A 16,824-nucleotide genomic window follows, 5' to 3' on the forward strand; every position below is an offset into this window, starting at 1 on the left:
GAATACAAACGCATGAAACCTAACACAAGCTGCATTTCACCTGTGATGCTGCGTCAGATTGCCTTCTTCAGCGCGCTCTCCGACGCCGACCTGGCCAGCGTTGCGCATCACACGCGCGAGCTGTGCGTACCGCGCGGCCAGGTGCTGTTCAACCGGGGCGACCAGGCGCAGGGCTTTCATTTCGTCATCGAGGGACAGATCAAGCTGGCGATCAGTTCGCCTGCGGGCAACGAAAAAGTCGTCGAGGTCATCCACCCGATGCAGACCTTTGGCGAGGCCGTGATGCTGCTCGACCGCCCCTACCCCGTGTTTGCCCAGGCCGTGCTCGACACGCGCTTGCTGCACATCGGCCAGGGCATCGTGTCGGAACTGATCGACCGCGACCCGATGTTCGCCCGCAAGCTGCTGGCCGGCATGGCCATGCGCCTGCACGGTCTGATCCAGGACGTCGAGACGTACTCCCTGCAATCGAGCACGCAGCGCGTGATCGGCTATCTGCTGCAGAGCAGCGGCGACGAGAGCGCCGAAGTGCCGCTGGAGTTCGACCTGCCCACCTCCAAACAGACCATCGCTTCGCGCCTCAACCTGACGCCCGAAACGCTGTCGCGCATCTTTGCCGATCTGTCGCAGGCCGGGCTGATCCACGTGCACGGCAAGCACGTGAAGCTGCTTGACCCGAAGAAGCTGGCCGCTTTCGGCGACTAGTGCCGGCGCTGCGCTACATCCGCAGCCGCTCGCGGTAACCCGTCATTTCCAGATAGCCGCGCCCGACCTCCTCGTCGTTTTCCTTCAAACGGACCGCGCCTTCCCAGTAGATCGCGCCGGTCGAGTTGCGGCTGTCGAGCTCCTGATCATCCATCAGCGGTTCGATGCGGAAGGTCCGGGCGCCGACACGCACCTCCCACTCCACCGCGTATTCGGCGTTCGTGCGTGGCGAGCGCCAGCGTCGCAGCGGCGTGAAGCGCACTTCCTCGGGCCCGAAGGTCTGCGATTCGCCCGCAGCATCGCTCAGCGTGGCCGCACCCCACATGGCACCTTCCGCCGCGTCGCGCATGCGGAATGCCATCAGCGAATCGCCGTCATGCAGGTTGATGCCGATCCAGTCCCAGCCGCGCGCGCCCTCGGGCAGTATCTCGCTCGACCATTCGTGATCCAACCACGCCTGCCCGCTCACCGCGTGATCCTTGCCACGCAGTTCCAGCGTGCCGCCCACCTTCAACTGAGGCCGGCTGTAGTACCAGCTCGCGTTGAGCGGATCGGGCGCCTTGCGGCTGTAGCCGGCTTCGCCGTTGAGCAGCGGCGGGCGATCGGCCTGCAGTTCCAGCTCGAAGGCAAAATCCGCGGCGCGCACGGTCGTGCGATAACGCTGGCCGTCCAGCGTCAGTATCCAGTCGCCGATCCAGGCCTGCGTGGTTTCGCTTGCCGCGCCGGCCAGCGGCGGCATCGCCCGTGCCGTGCGCTCGGCGTGCAGCAGGCGCCCCTCGGCCGGATCGGACACCGCCGCGTGCGCGAGTACAAGCTGGCTCGGCGCGAAGCGGCTGGCGTCGCCTTCACCGATCCGCGTGCGCACGCGGAAAAAGGTCACCTGAAAACCGCGCTCGACGCCCGCCTCGTCCACAAGCCAGCCGGTGGCGTACCACCACTCGCTGCGGTGCTCCGGGTGCGAGCCGAAGTCGCGCGGGAAGGACAGTGTCGCGCCCGGAAGCACCGGCGGGTATTCCGCCCGCAGCGGCAGGGCCAGCAACGTCAGCAGCAGACACAGCACGCGCTTCACTACCAGTCCTCCTTCACCGCCAACACCGCCTGCTGGCGCATCGCGCTGCGTCCAGCCAGCCGCGCCGCGACTGCGGCCAGTGCCACGAGCACGCCGGCAAACACTGCCACCATGCCCCACGGCACGGCCAGATCCATGCTCCAGTGAAAGCTCTGGCGGTTGATGACGAACACCAGGATCAGCGCAATCGCGAGCCCGGCCACCACGCCCGCCGCAACGCCGGCCAAAGCCGTCAGCGCCCCTTCGGCAGCCAGTAGCGTGCCGATGCGCCGGCGCTCCAGCCCGAGATGGCGCAGCACGCCAAACTCACGCGCACGCGCCAGCGCCAGCGCGGCGAAGGTCGTGACGATGCCGAACAGGCCGATCAGCACGGCCACGGCCTCCATCAGCCATGTCACGAGGAAGGTGCGGTCGAAGATTTCCAGACTGGTCGCGCGGATGCTGCCGGCGTCGTTGAACTCCACGGGCGCACCGTCCAGCGCCGCGACAATCGCCGCCTGCGCCTGCGCGACACGGATGCCGGGCGCAAGGCTCACACCCAGGTCGTTGCTCAGGGCGTCGCCGGCGATGCGCTGCCAGTCATCGCGCTCGATGACCAGCGCGCCGTGCTGGCGCGCGTAGTCGCGCCACACGCCGCCCACCACGAAAACATGTTCACCGCCGGCAAGCGGCAATGTCAGCTGGTCGCCCGGAGCGCGCCCCAGCAGGTCGGCAGCGGCTTCCGACAGCCACACCGTCGGCCCCTCGACCGCCACCTGCGACACCAGCGGCAAGGCCGCGCCGCCATCGGCCGGCCGGGCGATCAAGGTCATCGGAAAGCGCCCGTCGCCCATGCGCAGCGTGTCGTAGCGTAGCGGAATCACCTCGACCACTTCGGGCAGGGCCGCCACACGCCGGACCAGTTCCGGCGGCAGGAATCCGCTCTGCGATGACGGAGAGGCGCGCACATACACGTCGGCCGGCAACACACGCGCCAGCCAGTCGTCGAGCGAGACGCGGAAGGAACTGACCATTACCGCCATCGACACCGCCAGCGCCACGCTGGCGACCACGCCCGCGCCCGCCACCACGGCCTGCCCCGGCGCGGCGGCCAGACGCAGCCGCACCAGCCGCGCGATGACGCCGCCCACGGGCGACAGCGCGCCGACCATCCACACCACCACGACCGGCAACACCAGCACGGCCGCAAGCAGCACCAAGGCGACGGCGACATACCCCGCCAGCGGAATGCCACCGATCGGCGGCAACCAGCACAGCAACAGTGCAAGGCCGGCGCAAGCTGCCGCCAGGCCGCCGCGAGATCCGCCGCGCCAGGCTTCAGCCTCGTCGCCGGCATGCAGCGCGCGGGCTGGTGCCCGACGCACCGCCTCGCGCGCCGGCAGCCAGGCGCCAGCCGCGCCAACCACCACGCCAAGCGCGAGATAGGCCAAGGCCGGCAACCAACGGAACGACACCTGCGGCGTCGCGGCAGCGAAAAAACCCGCACCCAAGTCGGCACCCACCAGCGCGAACGCCGCCGCGGCAAAAACATAGGCCAGCGCCACGCCGAACAGGCCACCGAGCAAGCCGATGGCTGCGCCCTCCAGCACCAGCCCGCGCACCACCGTTGCCCGCGTCATGCCCATCGCCCGCAGGAATGCAAACAGGCTGCGCCGCCGCACCACCGCCAGCCACTGCGCCGAGAACACCAGAAAACCGCCGGTGAGCAGCGCAATGGCCGCCAGCATGGCCATGTTCACGCGATAGGCGCGTGACAGGCCGGCCGCCTGCTGCGCACCCTCGTCGGGCGTGAGCAGTTCGACGCCGGCCGGGAGCAGCGGCGCAAGGCGTTCGCGCGCCGTCTCCACGCTCAGGCCGGGCGCCAGCCGCAGATCGACCCGCGTCAGCTTGCCGACGCGGCCAAAGCGCGACTGCGCGGCGGCGATATCGATCACACCGAAGGCTTCGCCCTGAGCGGCGGCCGGCACGCCGCCCGACACCGTGAAGCTTCGCTGCTCGACGCCCGACAGCACTTCCAGCACATCGCCCGCTTCCAGCCCCAGTTGCGCCCGCGCAGCGGCCGACAGGAACACCCGCTCCGGCTCCAGCACCGCCAGCCGCCCGACACCATCGGCCGACTGCGGCAACAGCCGCGGTGTGGTGCCGGCGAGGCGAAACACGTCGACGCCATACAGCCGCAGGCTGCCTTCGCGACCGACCAGCCGTGCCTCAATCTCCAGCACCGGGCTGGCCTCGCCCACCTCCGGGGCTTGCGCAAGACGCACATAAGTCTCGTCGTCAAAGCCGCCACGCGGCCCGACGGCCTGCAGGTCGGACTGCCCGGCCAGCAGACGCATGCCGCGCCCGAATTCGTCGAGGGCGCTGGCGTGAATCAGCTGCACGGCCAGGCCCAGCGCTACGCCGAGCGCAATCGCCAGCACCGACAGCGCCGTGGCGAGGCGCCGCCGCACGAGGCTGGCGGCGAACACGCGCAACAGCGCAGGCACGTTCATGTGGGGTCTTGCGCGACCAGGCCGCCGCGCGTCAGGCGCACGACGCGATCTGCGCGGCGCGCGGCCTGCAGCGAGTGCGTGACCAGGATGGCCATGGCGTCGGCCTTGCGCACTTGGTCGATGAGCAGATCGATCACGCTGCCAGCCAGCTCCGGATCGAGGTTGCCGGTCGGCTCGTCGGCCAGCACCAGACGCGGCCCGTGCACCAGCGCCCGCGCAATGGCCACGCGCTGCAACTCACCGCCGGACAGCGTGCGTGGCCAGTCGTCGGCACGCTCGCCCAGCCCGACGCGGCCCAGCATGTCGCGCGCGCGCCGCGCCGATGCGCGCTCGGACACGCCGAGCAGCCACAGTGGCAAGGCCACGTTCTGCGCAAGACTCAGGTGCGGCAACACGTGAAAGGCCTGGAACACGAAGCCGTACTTCTCGCGTCGCAGGCGAGCGAAAGCGTCTTCGTCGAGCGCATGCAGTGCCGTGCCGTCGAGCGTCAGCGTGCCGGCATCGAGCGGCTCCAGCCCGGCGATGCCGTTGAGCAGCGTGGACTTGCCGACGCCGGACTCGCCGACCACCGCCAGCACTTCGCCCGGCGCCAGGCGCAGCGACACCCCGGCGAACAGCGCCGAGCCAGCGGAATGGGATTTGGACACATCGACAAGTTCGAGCATGGGCTTGCAGACACTCGCGGTGGCGGATGGTTGCCGATGTTCGCATGATGGGGCGGCCTGCGCCCTTCGCGTATACTCGCCGCGCCATGCCGGTCGATCATTACGAGAACTTTCCTGTCGCGTCCCTGCTGCTGCCGAAGCACCTGCGCGAGCCGGTGGAGGCCATCTACGCCTTCGCGCGCGGCGCCGACGACGCAGCCGACGAGGGCGATGCCGACGCCGACACGCGGCTGGCCCAGCTCGCCGAGTACCACGCCGGCATCGACGCCATCGAGTTCCGCATGCCGGCCAACGACGACGAGCTGCGCCCGATGTTCGAACGCCTCGAACGCAACGTGCGCGCCTTCGACCTGCCGCTGCAGCCCTTCCGCGATCTGGTCAGCGCCTTTGCGCAGGATGTGGTCAAGACCCGCTACGCCAGCTACGAAGAGCTGCTCGACTACTGTCGTCGCTCCGCCAATCCGGTGGGCCGCCTGCTGCTGCACCTGTACGGCGTGCGGGATGCGGTGTCGCTGAACCGCTCGGACGACATCTGCACGGCCTTGCAGCTGATCAACTTCTGGCAGGACGTCGGCGTCGACATCGCCAAGCCGCGCATCTACCTGCCGCAGGATGATCTGGAACGCTTCGGCGTAAGCGAAGACGACCTCGTGCACCGCCGCGACAGCGAGGCCTGGCGCCGTCTGATGGCCTTCGAAGTACGGCGCGCGCGCGACCTGATGCTGCGTGGCGCCCCGCTCGCCCGCGCGCTGCCGGGCCGCATCGGCTGGGAGCTGCGGCTCATCGTGGCCGGAGGCCTGCGCATTCTCGAACGCATTGAGGCCGTACGCTACGACGTCTTCCGCCACCGCCCCACGCTGGGCAAACTCGACTGGCCGCTGCTCGGCTGGCGCGCTCTCACGCAGGCTCCCGCATGAATCCGCACGACTACTGCCGCCGCCGCACCGCCGCCAGCGGATCGAGCTTCTACTACGGCTTCCTGTGCCTGCCGGCGCCGCGCCGGCGCGCAATCATGGCGCTGTACGCCTTCTGCCGCGAGATCGATGACGTTGTCGATGAGACGAGCGATGCGGAGCTGGCGCGCAGCCAGCTCGACGAATGGCGCGCCGAAGTCGCCCGCGTTTATGCCGGCACGCCGCAGCACCCTGTGGGTCAGGCGCTGACCGACATCGTGGCCGAGTTCCGCCTGCCCGAAGAGCAGTTACTGGAGATCATCGACGGCATGGAGATGGATCTGGAACAGAGCCGCTACGCCGACTTCAGCCAGCTCCAGCTCTACTGCTACCGCGTCGCCAGCGTCGTCGGCCTGCTCTCGGCCGAGATCTTCGGCTACACCGATCGCCACACGCTGCGCTACGCGCATGATCTGGGCATGGCCTTCCAGCTCACCAACATCCTGCGCGACGTCGGCGACGACGCGCGGCGCGGCCGCATCTATCTGCCGCAGGATGAGTTGGCGCGCTTCGGCGTGACGGAGGACGACATCCTCGCCGGCCGCTACAGCCCGCAAATGACCGAATTGCTCGCCTTCCAAGCGCAGCGCGCCCAGGAATTCTACGAGCGTGCGCTCGGCGAACTTCCCGAGGCAGACCGCCGCGCCCAGCGCCCCGGCCTGATCATGGCGGCAATCTACCGCCGCTTGCTTGATGAGATCGTGGCCGGCGGCTATCGCGTGCTCGGCGATCCGCCGAGGCTACCGACCTCGCTGAAGCTGAAGCTGGCGGTCAAGGCCTTCTGGAAGAACCGCTGATGCAGAAAATCGCGGTCATCGGCGGCGGTTATGCGGGGCTGGCCTGCGCGGTCGAGCTAACCCGCGGCGGCGCGCAGGTGACGCTGTTCGAACGTTCGCACACGCTGGGCGGGCGCGCGCGGGTGGTGGTCAAGGACGGCCATCGCGTCGACAACGGTCAGCACATCCTGATTGGTGCCTACACCGAACTGGCGCGGCTGATGCGCATCACCGGCCAGAGCCCTAAATCCATGCTGCGCATGCCGCTCACCCTCGTGACGCCGGGCGAGCTGCGACTGGTTGCGGCCAAACTGCCGGCGCCGCTGCATCTGGCCGTCGGCCTGCTGCGCGCACAAGGGCTCAACTGGACCGACCGCCGCGCCATGCTGCGGCTGATGAAGCACCTCAAGCGTCGCGCATGGCGCATCGAGCCCGACACCAGCGTGGCGGATCTGCTGCGCGAAACCACGCAGACCGCGCGCCTGACCGATCTGATCTGGGCGCCGCTGTGCGTGGCCGCGCTCAACACCCACACGCATGAAGCCTCGGCCCAGGTATTCGCCAACGTGCTGCGCGACAGCCTCGGCTCCAGCGCCTCGGCCAGCGAACTGCTGATCCCGCGCACCGACCTCACCGAGCTGTTCCCCGTGCAGGCCGCGCGCTATCTCGCCACACGCCGCGGCCGGCTCGAAACGGGCACGACCATCACCGCCATCCTGCGAGGCGAACAAGGCTTTGCGCTGGCTGGCGATTCGTCCGACAAGCGCCGCTACGACCAGGTCGTGCTCGCCACCGCGCCCTATCACGCCGGCACGCTGCTTCGCTCGACCGGCGCCGGCGCCAAGCTGGCCGAGAGCCTCGACGCGCTGCGCCACGAACCCATCACCACCGTCTATCTCGCGCTCGGGGATCGCGTGAGCTTGCCTGCGCCGATGATCGGCCTGTCGGGCGGCCCGGCACAGTGGGCCTTCGATCGCGGCGCAATTGACGGCGAGCCCGGCTTGATCGCCTGTGTCATCAGCGCCAGCGGACCGCATGGCGAGATGACGCGCGAGGAACTGGAGCTGGCCGTGCTGCGGCAGCTCGAAAACCAGCTCGTGTGCCGCCTTCCGGCGCCGGCATGGACCATGACCATCACCGAGAAACGTGCGACTTTCGCCTGCACGCCTGGGCTGAAGCGCCCCGGTCTGCGCACGCCCATCCCCGGCCTGTGGCTGGCCGGTGACTATCTGGATTCACCCTACCCGGCCACCCTCGAATCCGCGGTACGCTCGGGGTGTGCGGCTGCCGCAGCCGCGTTGGGACATGCAAGCTGATGGACAGTACGAACAAACCCCGCGTCGAGATCACCCAGACCGGACGCTATCGCTTTGAAGTGGACTTCGGCGCCGCCTTCCCGCCGCTGGGCGTCGATGAACCGCAGCCCATCGGCGACGGCGAAGGCCCCGCGCCCGAGCAGCTGCTGGCGGCCAGCGTGGCCTATTGCCTCGCGGCCAGCCTGTTTTTCGCGCTCAGCAAGTACCGTCAGGACGCTGGCGGCATCCGCGCCAGCGCCGAATGCGACGTCGAACGCAACGCGGCCGGCCGGCTGCGCGTGCAGGGCATCAGCGTGCATCTGCAGATCGGCGCAGACGCCTCCACGCTGGCGCACGTTGATCGCGCATTGGCACAGTTCGAGCCATTCTGTACCGTATCGGAAAGCGTGCAGGCCGGCATTCCGGTGCAAGTCTCGGTCAGCGACGCCACCGGCCGCCGCCTGCGCTGAAACCGAAGGAGCAGACATGCAAAACGCCAAGAACCCCGAAGACCTCGCACGCCTGTTTGTCGAGCGCGCCAACGCCGGCGATCTGGATGGACTGGTGTCGTTGTACGAAGCCGACGCCGTAGTGGCGGTAGGCGACCCGGTGGCCAGCGGCCACGACGAGATCCGCCGCTTCTACGCCGGCATCCTCGAAAAGAAACGGGAATTCCCGCAGGTCGACCAGATGACACCGGTCATCAACGGCGATCTGGCGATCACCGTCTCGCGCCTGCCCAACGGCAACGTCTCAGCCGAGGTCGCACGTCGTCAGGCTGATGGCTCGTGGCGCTGGGTTGTCGACCAACTCAAGATCAAGCCGATCCGGCCCGAGAACTGATGCGTCGTTGCCAGTAACCAGGCTTGCGGGCGTGATGCGCGAAAGCCACGACGACCCGGGTCTCTCCGTGATCGAAAACCACGATGTCGTAGGGGAAGCGCTTCAGGATGAGGCGCTTGGCGCCACGTCGCCCGGCCCGACCGGCAAGCGGCGACAAGGGCACCAAATCTCGCTCGATGCGCTCCAGCGCGTGTTCAAGCGCGGCAGCGAAGCGGGCACCCAGACCGGGACATTCGCGTTCATACCAGGCTGCCGCCTCTTCAGCCTCGCGTACCGCCGCCTCGACGATGCGCAGCTGCCGCATCAGACGCCCCCGGACTTGCTCCGCAACCTGCGGCCAAACTCCGTGCGATCGACGAGTTGGGCGTCACCCGCTTCCACCGCATCAACGCGCGAGCAGAGCTCGTCATCCCAGGCCTCCGCAACATCGTGATCGCCCGGCGCATCAAGACTCGACACCAGATCCCGTGCCAGCGCGGCGCGCTCGGCCTCGGACAAGGACAGGGCTTCAGAACGGACGCGATGCAAGGCTTCGCTGCTCATGTTGCCTCCGGGTGGTTGCGGCATGCTGCAAGGAGTTTAACCCTGGGCCCGATCAATGCGCAGCCGCAACCGGCACGTCTTCGGTCAGCCGCCCTGCCGTCATGCGCAACACCCGCGAGCAGCGCTCGGCCAGTGACTCGTCGTGCGTGACGAGGATCAGCGTGGTGCCCGAAGCGCGGTTGAGTTCGAACATCAGCTCGATGATGGCGGCGCCGGTTGCGGCATCAAGGTTGCCGGTGGGCTCGTCGGCCAGCAGCAATTTGGGGTTCGGCGCGAAGGCGCGGGCCAGCGCCACGCGCTGTTGTTCGCCACCAGAGAGATGCTTGGGGTAGTGCTTGCGCCGGGCCGCCAGGCCGACGCGCTCCAGCCACTGTGCCGCCACGCCCTGTGCGTCGTCCGCGCCGGCCAGTTCCAGCGGCAGCATGACGTTCTCCTGCGCAGTCAGCGCCGGCAGCAACTGGAAGGACTGGAACACGAAGCCGATGTTTGCGGCGCGCACGCCGGCGCGCGAGTCTTCGTCGAGGTCGAACATCGAGGTGCCGGCCAGCTTGACCGAACCCGCGCTTGGAACGTCCAGCCCGGCCAGCAATCCCAGTAGCGTGGACTTACCCGAGCCCGACGCGCCGACGATGGCAACCGACTCGCCGTTCCCGACCGAGAACGCGATATCGTCGAGAATGCGCAATACGCCGTCGCCGTCCGCAACCGGCACGTGTTTGGCCAGCCCGCTCACTTCAATCACCGGAGAACTGACTTCGATGCTGCTTCGATCCATTGCGACCATCCTGTTCGTCATCATTTCGGGCGCCGCCCAGGCCGCCACCATCCTGGTCTGGGGCGACAGCCTGTCGGCCGGCTACCAGCTTGCGCAGCGCGAAGCGTGGCCGGTGCTGTTGCAGACGCGGCTGACGGAGAAAGGGTTCCCGCACAAGGTCGTCAATGCCAGCGTCAGCGGCGAAACCACTTCCGGCGGGCTGACCCGCCTGCCGGCTGCGCTTGCGCAGCACAAGCCGGACATCTTCGTGCTGGAACTGGGCGGCAACGACGGCCTGCGCGGCCTGCGCCCGCAACTGATGGGCGACAACCTCGAAGCGATGATAACAGCCGCCAAACAGGCCGGAGCCCGCGTGCTGCTGATCGGCATGGAGATGCCGCCGAACTACGGTCCGGCCTACACCCGGCGCTTTGCGCAAACCTATCGCGACGTGGCCGAGCGTACCGATTCGGTGCTGCTGCCCTTCCTGCTCGACGGCTTCGGCGACAAGCCCGAACTGTTTCTGGCCGACGGCATTCACCCGACGGCCGAGGCGCAGCGCCTCATTCTGGATACGGTGTGGGCAAAGCTGGAGCCGATGCTGCGGTAGTCGGCAGGGGCATGCGACAATCCGCCCCTTGTCCAATCGCACACAAGCCATGAAAAAAGGCACTGCCACCGTCGCCGATCTGGGCGCGTTCGACGACGTCATCGACGCGCGCAGCCCGGCCGAGTTCGAAGACGACCGTGTTCCCGGCGCGCTGTGCTGCCCGGTGCTGGACAACGACCAGCGCGCCGTTGTCGGCACCATCTACAAACAGCAGTCGGCCTTCGAGGCACGACGTGTCGGTGCGGCCATGGTGGCCGACAACATCGCCCATCACCTGCGAGACAAGTTCGCCGACAAGCCCAAGAACTGGCGCCCGCTGGTGTATTGCTGGCGCGGCGGTCAGCGCAGCGGTGCCTTCGTGACGTGGCTGCGCATGGTCGGCTGGGACGCTTGCCAGCTCGAAGGTGGCTACAAGAACTGGCGCCGCCACGTCATCGCCGAACTGGATGAATTGCCGAAGAAGTTCGACCTGCGCATCGTCGGTGGCCCGACCGGCAGCGGCAAGACGCGCGTGCTCGAAGCGCTGTCGGAGCTTGGCGAACAAGTCGTCGACCTCGAAGACCTCGCCGCCCACAAAGGCTCGGTGCTCGGCGCCCTGCCCGACCGCGGTCAGCCGCCGCAGAAGCTGTTCGAGACGCAGCTATTCACCACGCTGTCGGCGCTCGACCCGCAGCGCCCGGTGTATGTCGAGGCCGAGAGCCGCAAGATCGGCCGCATTCACGTGCCCGAAGCAATGATCGGCGCGATGCGCGCCGCGCCCTGCGTCAGCATCGACGCCACGCGCGATGCGCGGCTGGAATTTCTGGTACGTGACTACGCCTACCTGGGTGATGACGTCGACCTGCTGCAGCAGCGCATCGACTGCCTGCGCGGGCTGCAGAGCAACGAGACGCTGGATCGTTGGAAGGAATTGGCCGCCGCACACGCCCTGCCCGAACTGTTCGGCGAATTCATCGACAAGCACTACGACCCGCTCTACAAGCGCTCGCAAAACCACAACTACGTGAATTTCGCCGAGGCGCGCAAGATCGTCAGCGATGACCTGAGCCTCGCCGGCATTGCCGCCGTGGCGCAAGAGATCGTGAAGACTTCGTAGGGCAGGTAAGCGCAGCGCACCTGCCATCCAGCGCCATACCCGGCACAACCGCCAAATGTCAGGTGCGCGCCTGCGGCACTTACCTGACCTACGGGATCAGCGGCAGCGCGCTCTGAGCACCGCGTTGCGCGCAGATGCGCTGCACCATCGCCGGTTTCGGCATGCTGACTTCCCCCTGTTCGAAGGCCAGCACCGAAAACCCCGCCGCGACCCGCTGCAACAACTCGTCCGGGTCGAGCAGGAAGGCCGGATTCGACGGTTTTCCGAAGCGCTCATTGCCAAGCATGAAGGTCTCGTAGATCAGCACGCCACCGGGCGCGACGCAGGCCAGCAGCGCGTTGAAGTGCGGGCGGTAGAGATAGTTGGTGACGACCACGACGTCGAAGCTGCGGCCGGTCAGCGGCCACGTCTCTTCTTCAAGATCGAACACCTCGCTGCGGATGCCGGCTACGCCCTGCAGCTGAGCCAGCGCCGCGGCGTCGCGATCCACCGCCTCGACCTTGCAGCCGCGCGCGGCGAAAAGCCGTGCATGGCGTCCGCCTCCACTGGCCACGTCAAGCACGCTCGCGCCCGACGGCACCAGTGCCGCAAAGCGCGCGACCCAGGCCGACGGAGCGGCCAGTTGTGCGTGCGCCGCGCTCACGCGATGCCCCCGATGCAGATCGACTTCATCTCCAGATATTCCTCGATGCCCACGCGCGCACCTTCGCGCCCGACACCCGACTGCTTGACGCCGCCGAACGGGAAGACTTCGCTCGAAAAAACGCCGGTATTGACCGACACCATGCCGAACTCCAGCGCCTCGGACACGCGGAATACGCGGCCGACATCGCGCGTAAAAAAGTAGGCCGCCAGCCCGTATTCGGTGTCGTTGGCCATGCGCACGACTTCCTCCTCGCTCTCGAAGCGGAACAGCGGCGCGACCGGGCCGAAAGTCTCTTCGCGCGCCACGCGCATCGCGCTGGTCACGCCGATCAGCACGGTAGGCTCATAGAAGCTGCCGCCGAGCGCATGGCGCTTGCCGCCGAGAACAGCTTGCGCGCCCTTGGCCAGTGCGTCGGACACATGCGACTCGACCTTCTCCACCGCCGCATCGTCGATCAGCGGGCCGATGTGCACGGTGCCCGAGTTACCGGCGCCGATCTTGAGCTTGGCCACCGCCTCGGCCAGCCGGCGCGCGAACTCGTCGTACACGCCGGCCTGGACATACAGGCGGTTGGCGCACACGCAGGTCTGCCCGGTATTGCGGAACTTGGATGAAATCGCGCCTTTCACGGCCTGATCCAGATCGGCGTCATCGAACACGATGAAGGGCGCATTGCCGCCCAGCTCCAGCGACAGCTTCTTGATGGTCGGCGCGCACTGTTCCATCAACAGGCGACCGACTTCGGTCGAGCCGGTGAACGACAGCTTGCGCACCGTCGGGCTGGCCGTGAGCACGCCCCCGATGGTCGCGGCGTCGCCGGTGACGACGTTGAAAACGCCTTTCGGAAAGCCCGCTTGCTCGGCCAGCGCGGCCAGCGCCAGCGCGGACAGCGGTGTCTGTTCGGCCGGCTTCACCACCACGGTGCAGCCGGCGGCGAGTGCCGGGGCGACCTTGCGCGTGATCATCGCGGACGGGAAATTCCACGGTGTGATGGCGGCGCACACGCCGACCGGCTGCTTGATGACCAGCAGGCGACGATCGGCCGCCGGCGTGGGGATGACTTCGCCGTCAATGCGGCGCGCTTCTTCGGCGAACCATTCGACGAAAGCGGCGGCGTAGCCGATCTCGCCCTTGGATTCGAACAGCGGCTTGCCCTGCTCGGCGGTCATGATCGCGGCGAGTTCGTTGGTGTTCTCGACGATCAGGCGAAACCATTCGCGCAGCAGCTTCGCGCGTTCGGACGCGAGTTTGGCGCGCCATGCCGGCAGCGCAGCATCGGCTGCAGCGATGGCGCGTTCGGTCTCGGCGGCCCCCAGATCGGGCACGCTGGCGATGACTTCGCGCGTGGCCGGGTCGACAACATCGAAGCTGCGACCGCTGTCGGCATCGATCCAGGTGCCGTCAACAAAGGCCTGCTGGCGGAAAAGCGTGGATTGAGAGAGAGCGTTCATGGGCGTCCTCCGTACTTGCATGTGCGAAGAGGTGATTCTAACGCCGCCGGGGTTGGGCACCCGAGGCGTGAGTCCGCTATCATGGGTCGCTGCATTGCATCATTTCGGCGCATGAACGAAACCCACTATCTCGCCCCCCTGTTCCAGCCGCGCTACGTGGCGGTGATTGGCCCCTGTTTCGACGAGGCCTCGATCGCCAACATCGCCGTGCGCAACCTGCGTGAAGGCCGCTTCCGCGGGCCCATCACGGTCGTTGCCACCGATACATCCAGCGTGCATGGCCTGCCCTGCGTGCGCTCCCTCGCTCAAGCGAAAGGCCCGATCGATCTGGCCGTAATCGGCACACCGATCGAGGAAGTGCCCGATCTGCTCGCCGACTGCGCCGCCGTCGGCATCCGCGCCGCCATCCTGCCCGCCGGCTTCGTCGACCCGCCGGAACAGCGCCGCGAGGCCGCTGGCCGCTTGCGTGAAGCGGCACGCCGTCACGGCATCCGTCTGCTCGGGCCCAACGCGCTGGGCGTGATCCGCCCGGAGATCGGGCTCAATGCCAGCATCGCCCATACCATGCCGCGCAACGGGTCCATCGGCCTGCTGTCGCAGTCGGGCGCGCTGGCCACCGCGGTGATGGACTGGGCGACACCGCACGGCGTCGGCTTCTCGGCGGTGGCCACGGTGGGAGCAAGTCACGACATCGATTTCGGCGACGTGCTCGACTACCTCGTGGCCGACCCGCGCACCGAGAGCATCTTTCTGTACATCGAACGCATCCGCGACCCGCGCCGCTTCATGACCGCGCTGCGCGCCGCCGCGCGCATGAAGCCGGTGCTGCTGCTCAAGGCCGGGCGCAATCCGCAGGTCGCCGCAGCCATTCACGAGCTGGTCGGCACGCCCGCTGGCGGTGATGCGGCCTTCGATGCCGCCATCCGACGCTGCGGCGTGGTGCGGCTGTACAACCTCAATCAGCTGTTTGCTGCGGCCGGCGCGCTGTTCTCGGATTTCCGCCCGCGCGGCAACCGGCTGGCCATCATCACCAACGGCGGCGGTCTGGGCTTCATGGCCGCCGACCGCGCGGCCGACCTGGGCATTCCGTTGTCGGATTTCGCGCCGCAGACGCGCGAAAAGCTCACCGCATTGCTCGGCGAACGCTGGAACGGCGGCAACCCCGTCGACCTCGGGCGCATCGCCGATGCCGACACCTATCGCGACGCGCTGCGCGCGGTGCTCGACGGGCCGAACGTAGACGGCGTGCTGGTGCTACTGTCGCCGCAGGCCACCACCCGCCCCACCCACGTCGCACGCGCCGTGGCCGAACTTGGCCGCGATGCCGGCAAGCCGGTAGTGACCTGTTGGGTCGGTGAGCAACACGTCGGCGACAGCCGCGACGTCTTCCACAAGGCCGGCATCCCGACCTTTCGCACGCCTGAGCCGGCCGTCGAGCTGTTCAGCCACATCTCGGCCTACTACCGCAACCAGAAGCTGCTGATGCAGGTGCCGGGCCCGCTGTCGCATCTCGACGCGCCCGACATCAGCACGGCCACGCGGGTCATCCACGCTGCGCTGGCCGAATCGCGCTCGGTGCTGACCGAAACCGAATCCAAGGCCTGTCTGGCCGCCTTCGGCATTCCGGTCGCGCCAACGCGCGTTGCAACCAGCGAGGACGAGGCGGTGGAACTGGCGCAGGCCATCGGTCTGCCGGTGGCCATGAAGATCGACTCACCCGACCTGCCCTCAAAAACGGACGCCGGTGGCGTGCGCCTTGGCGTGGCGAGCCTGGACGCCGTGCGAAATGCCTGGCTCGGCATCATGGAAGCGGTGTCCGGCAGCAGCCCCGAAGCGCGCCTGCGCGGCGTTGCCATCGAACCCATGGTGGTGCGCAGCAACGGCCGCGAACTGGCCGTCTCGTCGCGGACCGATGCGGTGTTCGGGCCACTGATCGGACTCGGCGCCGGCGGGCGACGCGCTGGCGGCACGCGCGCCCATGCGCTGCCCCCGCTCAATGATTTTCTTGCCCACGACCTGATGCAGGCCACCGCGGTCGCGCCGCTGCTCGACGCCTCTGCGGCGCGTCCGGCCGCCAATCGCGAGGCGCTCGAAGACGTGCTGTTGCGCGTATCCGAAATGGTCTGCGAGTTGCCCGAGATCCTTGCGCTCGAAATCGACCCGCTGCTGGTCGACGAATTCGGAGCCGTGGCGCTCGACGCGCGCATCGTGATCTCGCCGGCAGCGCCGTCCGAGGGGCGCTATGAGCACATGGCGATCCACCCCTACCCGTCGCACCTCGTGACGGATTGGGAGTTGCCCGACCACACGCATGTGACGCTGCGCCCGATCCGCCCGGAAGACGCCTCGCTGACCACCGAATTCGTGCGCGGCCTGTCGTCCGAGACGCGCTACCAGCGCTTCATGAACACGGTGCGCGAACTGTCGCCGGCGATGATCATCCGCCTCACGCAGATCGACTACGACCGCGAGATGGCCTTCGTTGCCACCACCGTCGACAACGGCCGCGAAACGCAGATCGGCGTGTGCCGCTATGCCGCCAACCCGGATCGTGACTCCTGCGAATTCGCTGTCGTCGTGGCCGATGCCTGGCAGCATCGCGGCGTCGCCCGCCGCCTGATGGACCTGCTTATCAACACCGCCCGCAAACGCGGCTTCGTGCGCATGGATGGCGTCTTCCTGGCCAGCAACGAGCGCATGCTGCACTTCGTCGAAAAACTCGGATTCGAACTGCACCCGGACCCGGATGATCCATCCATCCGGCAAGGCAGCCTTGATCTGCGTGAACGCACATAATTCCTGAGCCGGATGTGCAAGGCGCATCTGGCATGCAGCGGTGCTTGCGGCGCACCTGCGCTGCATAGCCGACCTGCGATTCATCCCGCCCGGCCGCGCCATGTATCATGCGCGCCCTGCATGCCCTAGC

At 67.8% G+C, this 16,824-nt stretch carries 17 protein-coding genes; 9 read left to right on the forward strand and 8 right to left on the reverse strand.

The window, feature by feature from the left end:
• The first annotated feature begins 12 nt into the window (after window positions 1-12).
• Window positions 13-705, forward strand: coding sequence for a Crp/Fnr family transcriptional regulator (locus AC6H0N_RS07780; RefSeq protein ID WP_497573528.1), 693 nt, complete (start codon window positions 13-15; stop codon window positions 703-705).
• A gap of 13 nt (window positions 706-718) precedes the next feature.
• Here AC6H0N_RS07780 and AC6H0N_RS07785 read toward each other — a convergent pair whose 3' ends face one another.
• The 3 genes from AC6H0N_RS07785 to AC6H0N_RS07795 are packed head-to-tail and all read right to left on the reverse strand — an operon-like array spanning window position 719 to window position 4,931.
• Window positions 719-1,774, reverse strand: coding sequence for a lipocalin-like domain-containing protein (locus AC6H0N_RS07785; protein ID WP_497573529.1), 1,056 nt, complete (start codon window positions 1,772-1,774; stop codon window positions 719-721).
• Complete coding sequence (locus AC6H0N_RS07790) at window positions 1,774-4,266, reverse strand: ABC transporter permease (RefSeq protein ID WP_497573530.1); 2,493 nt, start codon at window positions 4,264-4,266, stop codon at window positions 1,774-1,776. Before AC6H0N_RS07790 ends, AC6H0N_RS07785 begins: the two co-directional genes overlap by 1 nt.
• The gene (locus AC6H0N_RS07795) at window positions 4,263-4,931 is read right to left on the reverse strand and encodes an ABC transporter ATP-binding protein (protein ID WP_497573531.1); all 669 of its coding nucleotides are present in this window, start codon (window positions 4,929-4,931) and stop codon (window positions 4,263-4,265) included. The genes AC6H0N_RS07790 and AC6H0N_RS07795 overlap by 4 nt, the downstream gene beginning before the upstream one ends.
• Window positions 4,932-5,017: 86 nt before the next feature.
• On the opposite strand from AC6H0N_RS07795, the gene hpnC reads away from it, so the two are divergent.
• From hpnC to AC6H0N_RS07820, 5 genes are read left to right on the forward strand one after another with little or no spacing between them, the layout of a single operon-like run.
• Window positions 5,018-5,848: a squalene synthase HpnC gene (gene hpnC, locus AC6H0N_RS07800; RefSeq protein WP_497573979.1), complete on the forward strand. Its 831-nt coding sequence runs from the start codon at window positions 5,018-5,020 to the stop codon at window positions 5,846-5,848.
• Complete coding sequence (hpnD, locus tag AC6H0N_RS07805; protein ID WP_497573532.1) at window positions 5,845-6,681, forward strand: presqualene diphosphate synthase HpnD; 837 nt, start codon at window positions 5,845-5,847, stop codon at window positions 6,679-6,681. Before hpnC ends, hpnD begins: the two co-directional genes overlap by 4 nt.
• The gene (gene hpnE / locus AC6H0N_RS07810) at window positions 6,681-7,976 is read left to right on the forward strand and encodes a hydroxysqualene dehydroxylase HpnE (protein ID WP_497573533.1); all 1,296 of its coding nucleotides are present in this window, start codon (window positions 6,681-6,683) and stop codon (window positions 7,974-7,976) included. The genes hpnD and hpnE overlap by 1 nt, the downstream gene beginning before the upstream one ends.
• Window positions 7,976-8,425: an OsmC family protein gene (locus AC6H0N_RS07815; RefSeq protein WP_497573534.1), complete on the forward strand. Its 450-nt coding sequence runs from the start codon at window positions 7,976-7,978 to the stop codon at window positions 8,423-8,425. Before hpnE ends, AC6H0N_RS07815 begins: the two co-directional genes overlap by 1 nt.
• A 16-nt stretch (window positions 8,426-8,441) precedes the next feature.
• Entirely contained in the window at window positions 8,442-8,798 is a 357-nt protein-coding gene (locus AC6H0N_RS07820; protein ID WP_497573535.1) for a YybH family protein, read from the forward strand.
• Here the strand turns inward: AC6H0N_RS07820 and AC6H0N_RS07825 are convergent.
• From AC6H0N_RS07825 to AC6H0N_RS07835, 3 genes are read right to left on the reverse strand one after another with little or no spacing between them, the layout of a single operon-like run.
• A complete protein-coding gene (locus AC6H0N_RS07825; protein WP_497573536.1) occupies window positions 8,773-9,102 on the reverse strand; it encodes a hypothetical protein in 330 nt (109 codons plus the stop codon). The two genes, AC6H0N_RS07820 and AC6H0N_RS07825, sit on opposite strands and share 26 nt — an antisense overlap.
• Complete coding sequence (locus AC6H0N_RS07830) at window positions 9,102-9,341, reverse strand: addiction module protein (RefSeq protein ID WP_497573537.1); 240 nt, start codon at window positions 9,339-9,341, stop codon at window positions 9,102-9,104. The genes AC6H0N_RS07825 and AC6H0N_RS07830 overlap by 1 nt, the downstream gene beginning before the upstream one ends.
• Before the next feature lie 52 nt (window positions 9,342-9,393).
• On the reverse strand, window positions 9,394-10,116 hold the full coding sequence (locus AC6H0N_RS07835; RefSeq protein ID WP_497573538.1) for an ABC transporter ATP-binding protein: 723 nt from the start codon (window positions 10,114-10,116) through the stop codon (window positions 9,394-9,396).
• Here AC6H0N_RS07835 and AC6H0N_RS07840 point away from each other — a divergent pair.
• Both AC6H0N_RS07840 and mnmH read left to right on the forward strand, forming a co-directional pair.
• Window positions 10,100-10,705, forward strand: a complete 606-nt coding sequence (locus AC6H0N_RS07840) for an arylesterase (protein WP_497573539.1) — start codon at window positions 10,100-10,102, stop codon at window positions 10,703-10,705. The two genes, AC6H0N_RS07835 and AC6H0N_RS07840, sit on opposite strands and share 17 nt — an antisense overlap.
• Before the next feature lie 49 nt (window positions 10,706-10,754).
• Window positions 10,755-11,801, forward strand: coding sequence for a tRNA 2-selenouridine(34) synthase MnmH (gene mnmH, locus AC6H0N_RS07845; protein WP_497573540.1), 1,047 nt, complete (start codon window positions 10,755-10,757; stop codon window positions 11,799-11,801).
• An 88-nt stretch (window positions 11,802-11,889) separates the two neighbouring features.
• On the opposite strand, the gene AC6H0N_RS07850 is transcribed toward mnmH, so the two are convergent.
• Complete coding sequence (locus AC6H0N_RS07850; RefSeq protein ID WP_497573541.1) at window positions 11,890-12,444, reverse strand: class I SAM-dependent methyltransferase; 555 nt, start codon at window positions 12,442-12,444, stop codon at window positions 11,890-11,892.
• Window positions 12,441-13,898: an NAD-dependent succinate-semialdehyde dehydrogenase gene (locus AC6H0N_RS07855; protein ID WP_497573542.1), complete on the reverse strand. Its 1,458-nt coding sequence runs from the start codon at window positions 13,896-13,898 to the stop codon at window positions 12,441-12,443. The genes AC6H0N_RS07850 and AC6H0N_RS07855 overlap by 4 nt, the downstream gene beginning before the upstream one ends.
• A gap of 111 nt (window positions 13,899-14,009) precedes the next feature.
• On the opposite strand from AC6H0N_RS07855, the gene AC6H0N_RS07860 reads away from it, so the two are divergent.
• Window positions 14,010-16,694: a bifunctional acetate--CoA ligase family protein/GNAT family N-acetyltransferase gene (locus AC6H0N_RS07860; RefSeq protein WP_497573543.1), complete on the forward strand. Its 2,685-nt coding sequence runs from the start codon at window positions 14,010-14,012 to the stop codon at window positions 16,692-16,694.
• Window positions 16,695-16,824: the final 130 nt, after the last annotated feature.

The organism is Pseudazoarcus sp. NS34, from assembly GCF_059703725.1.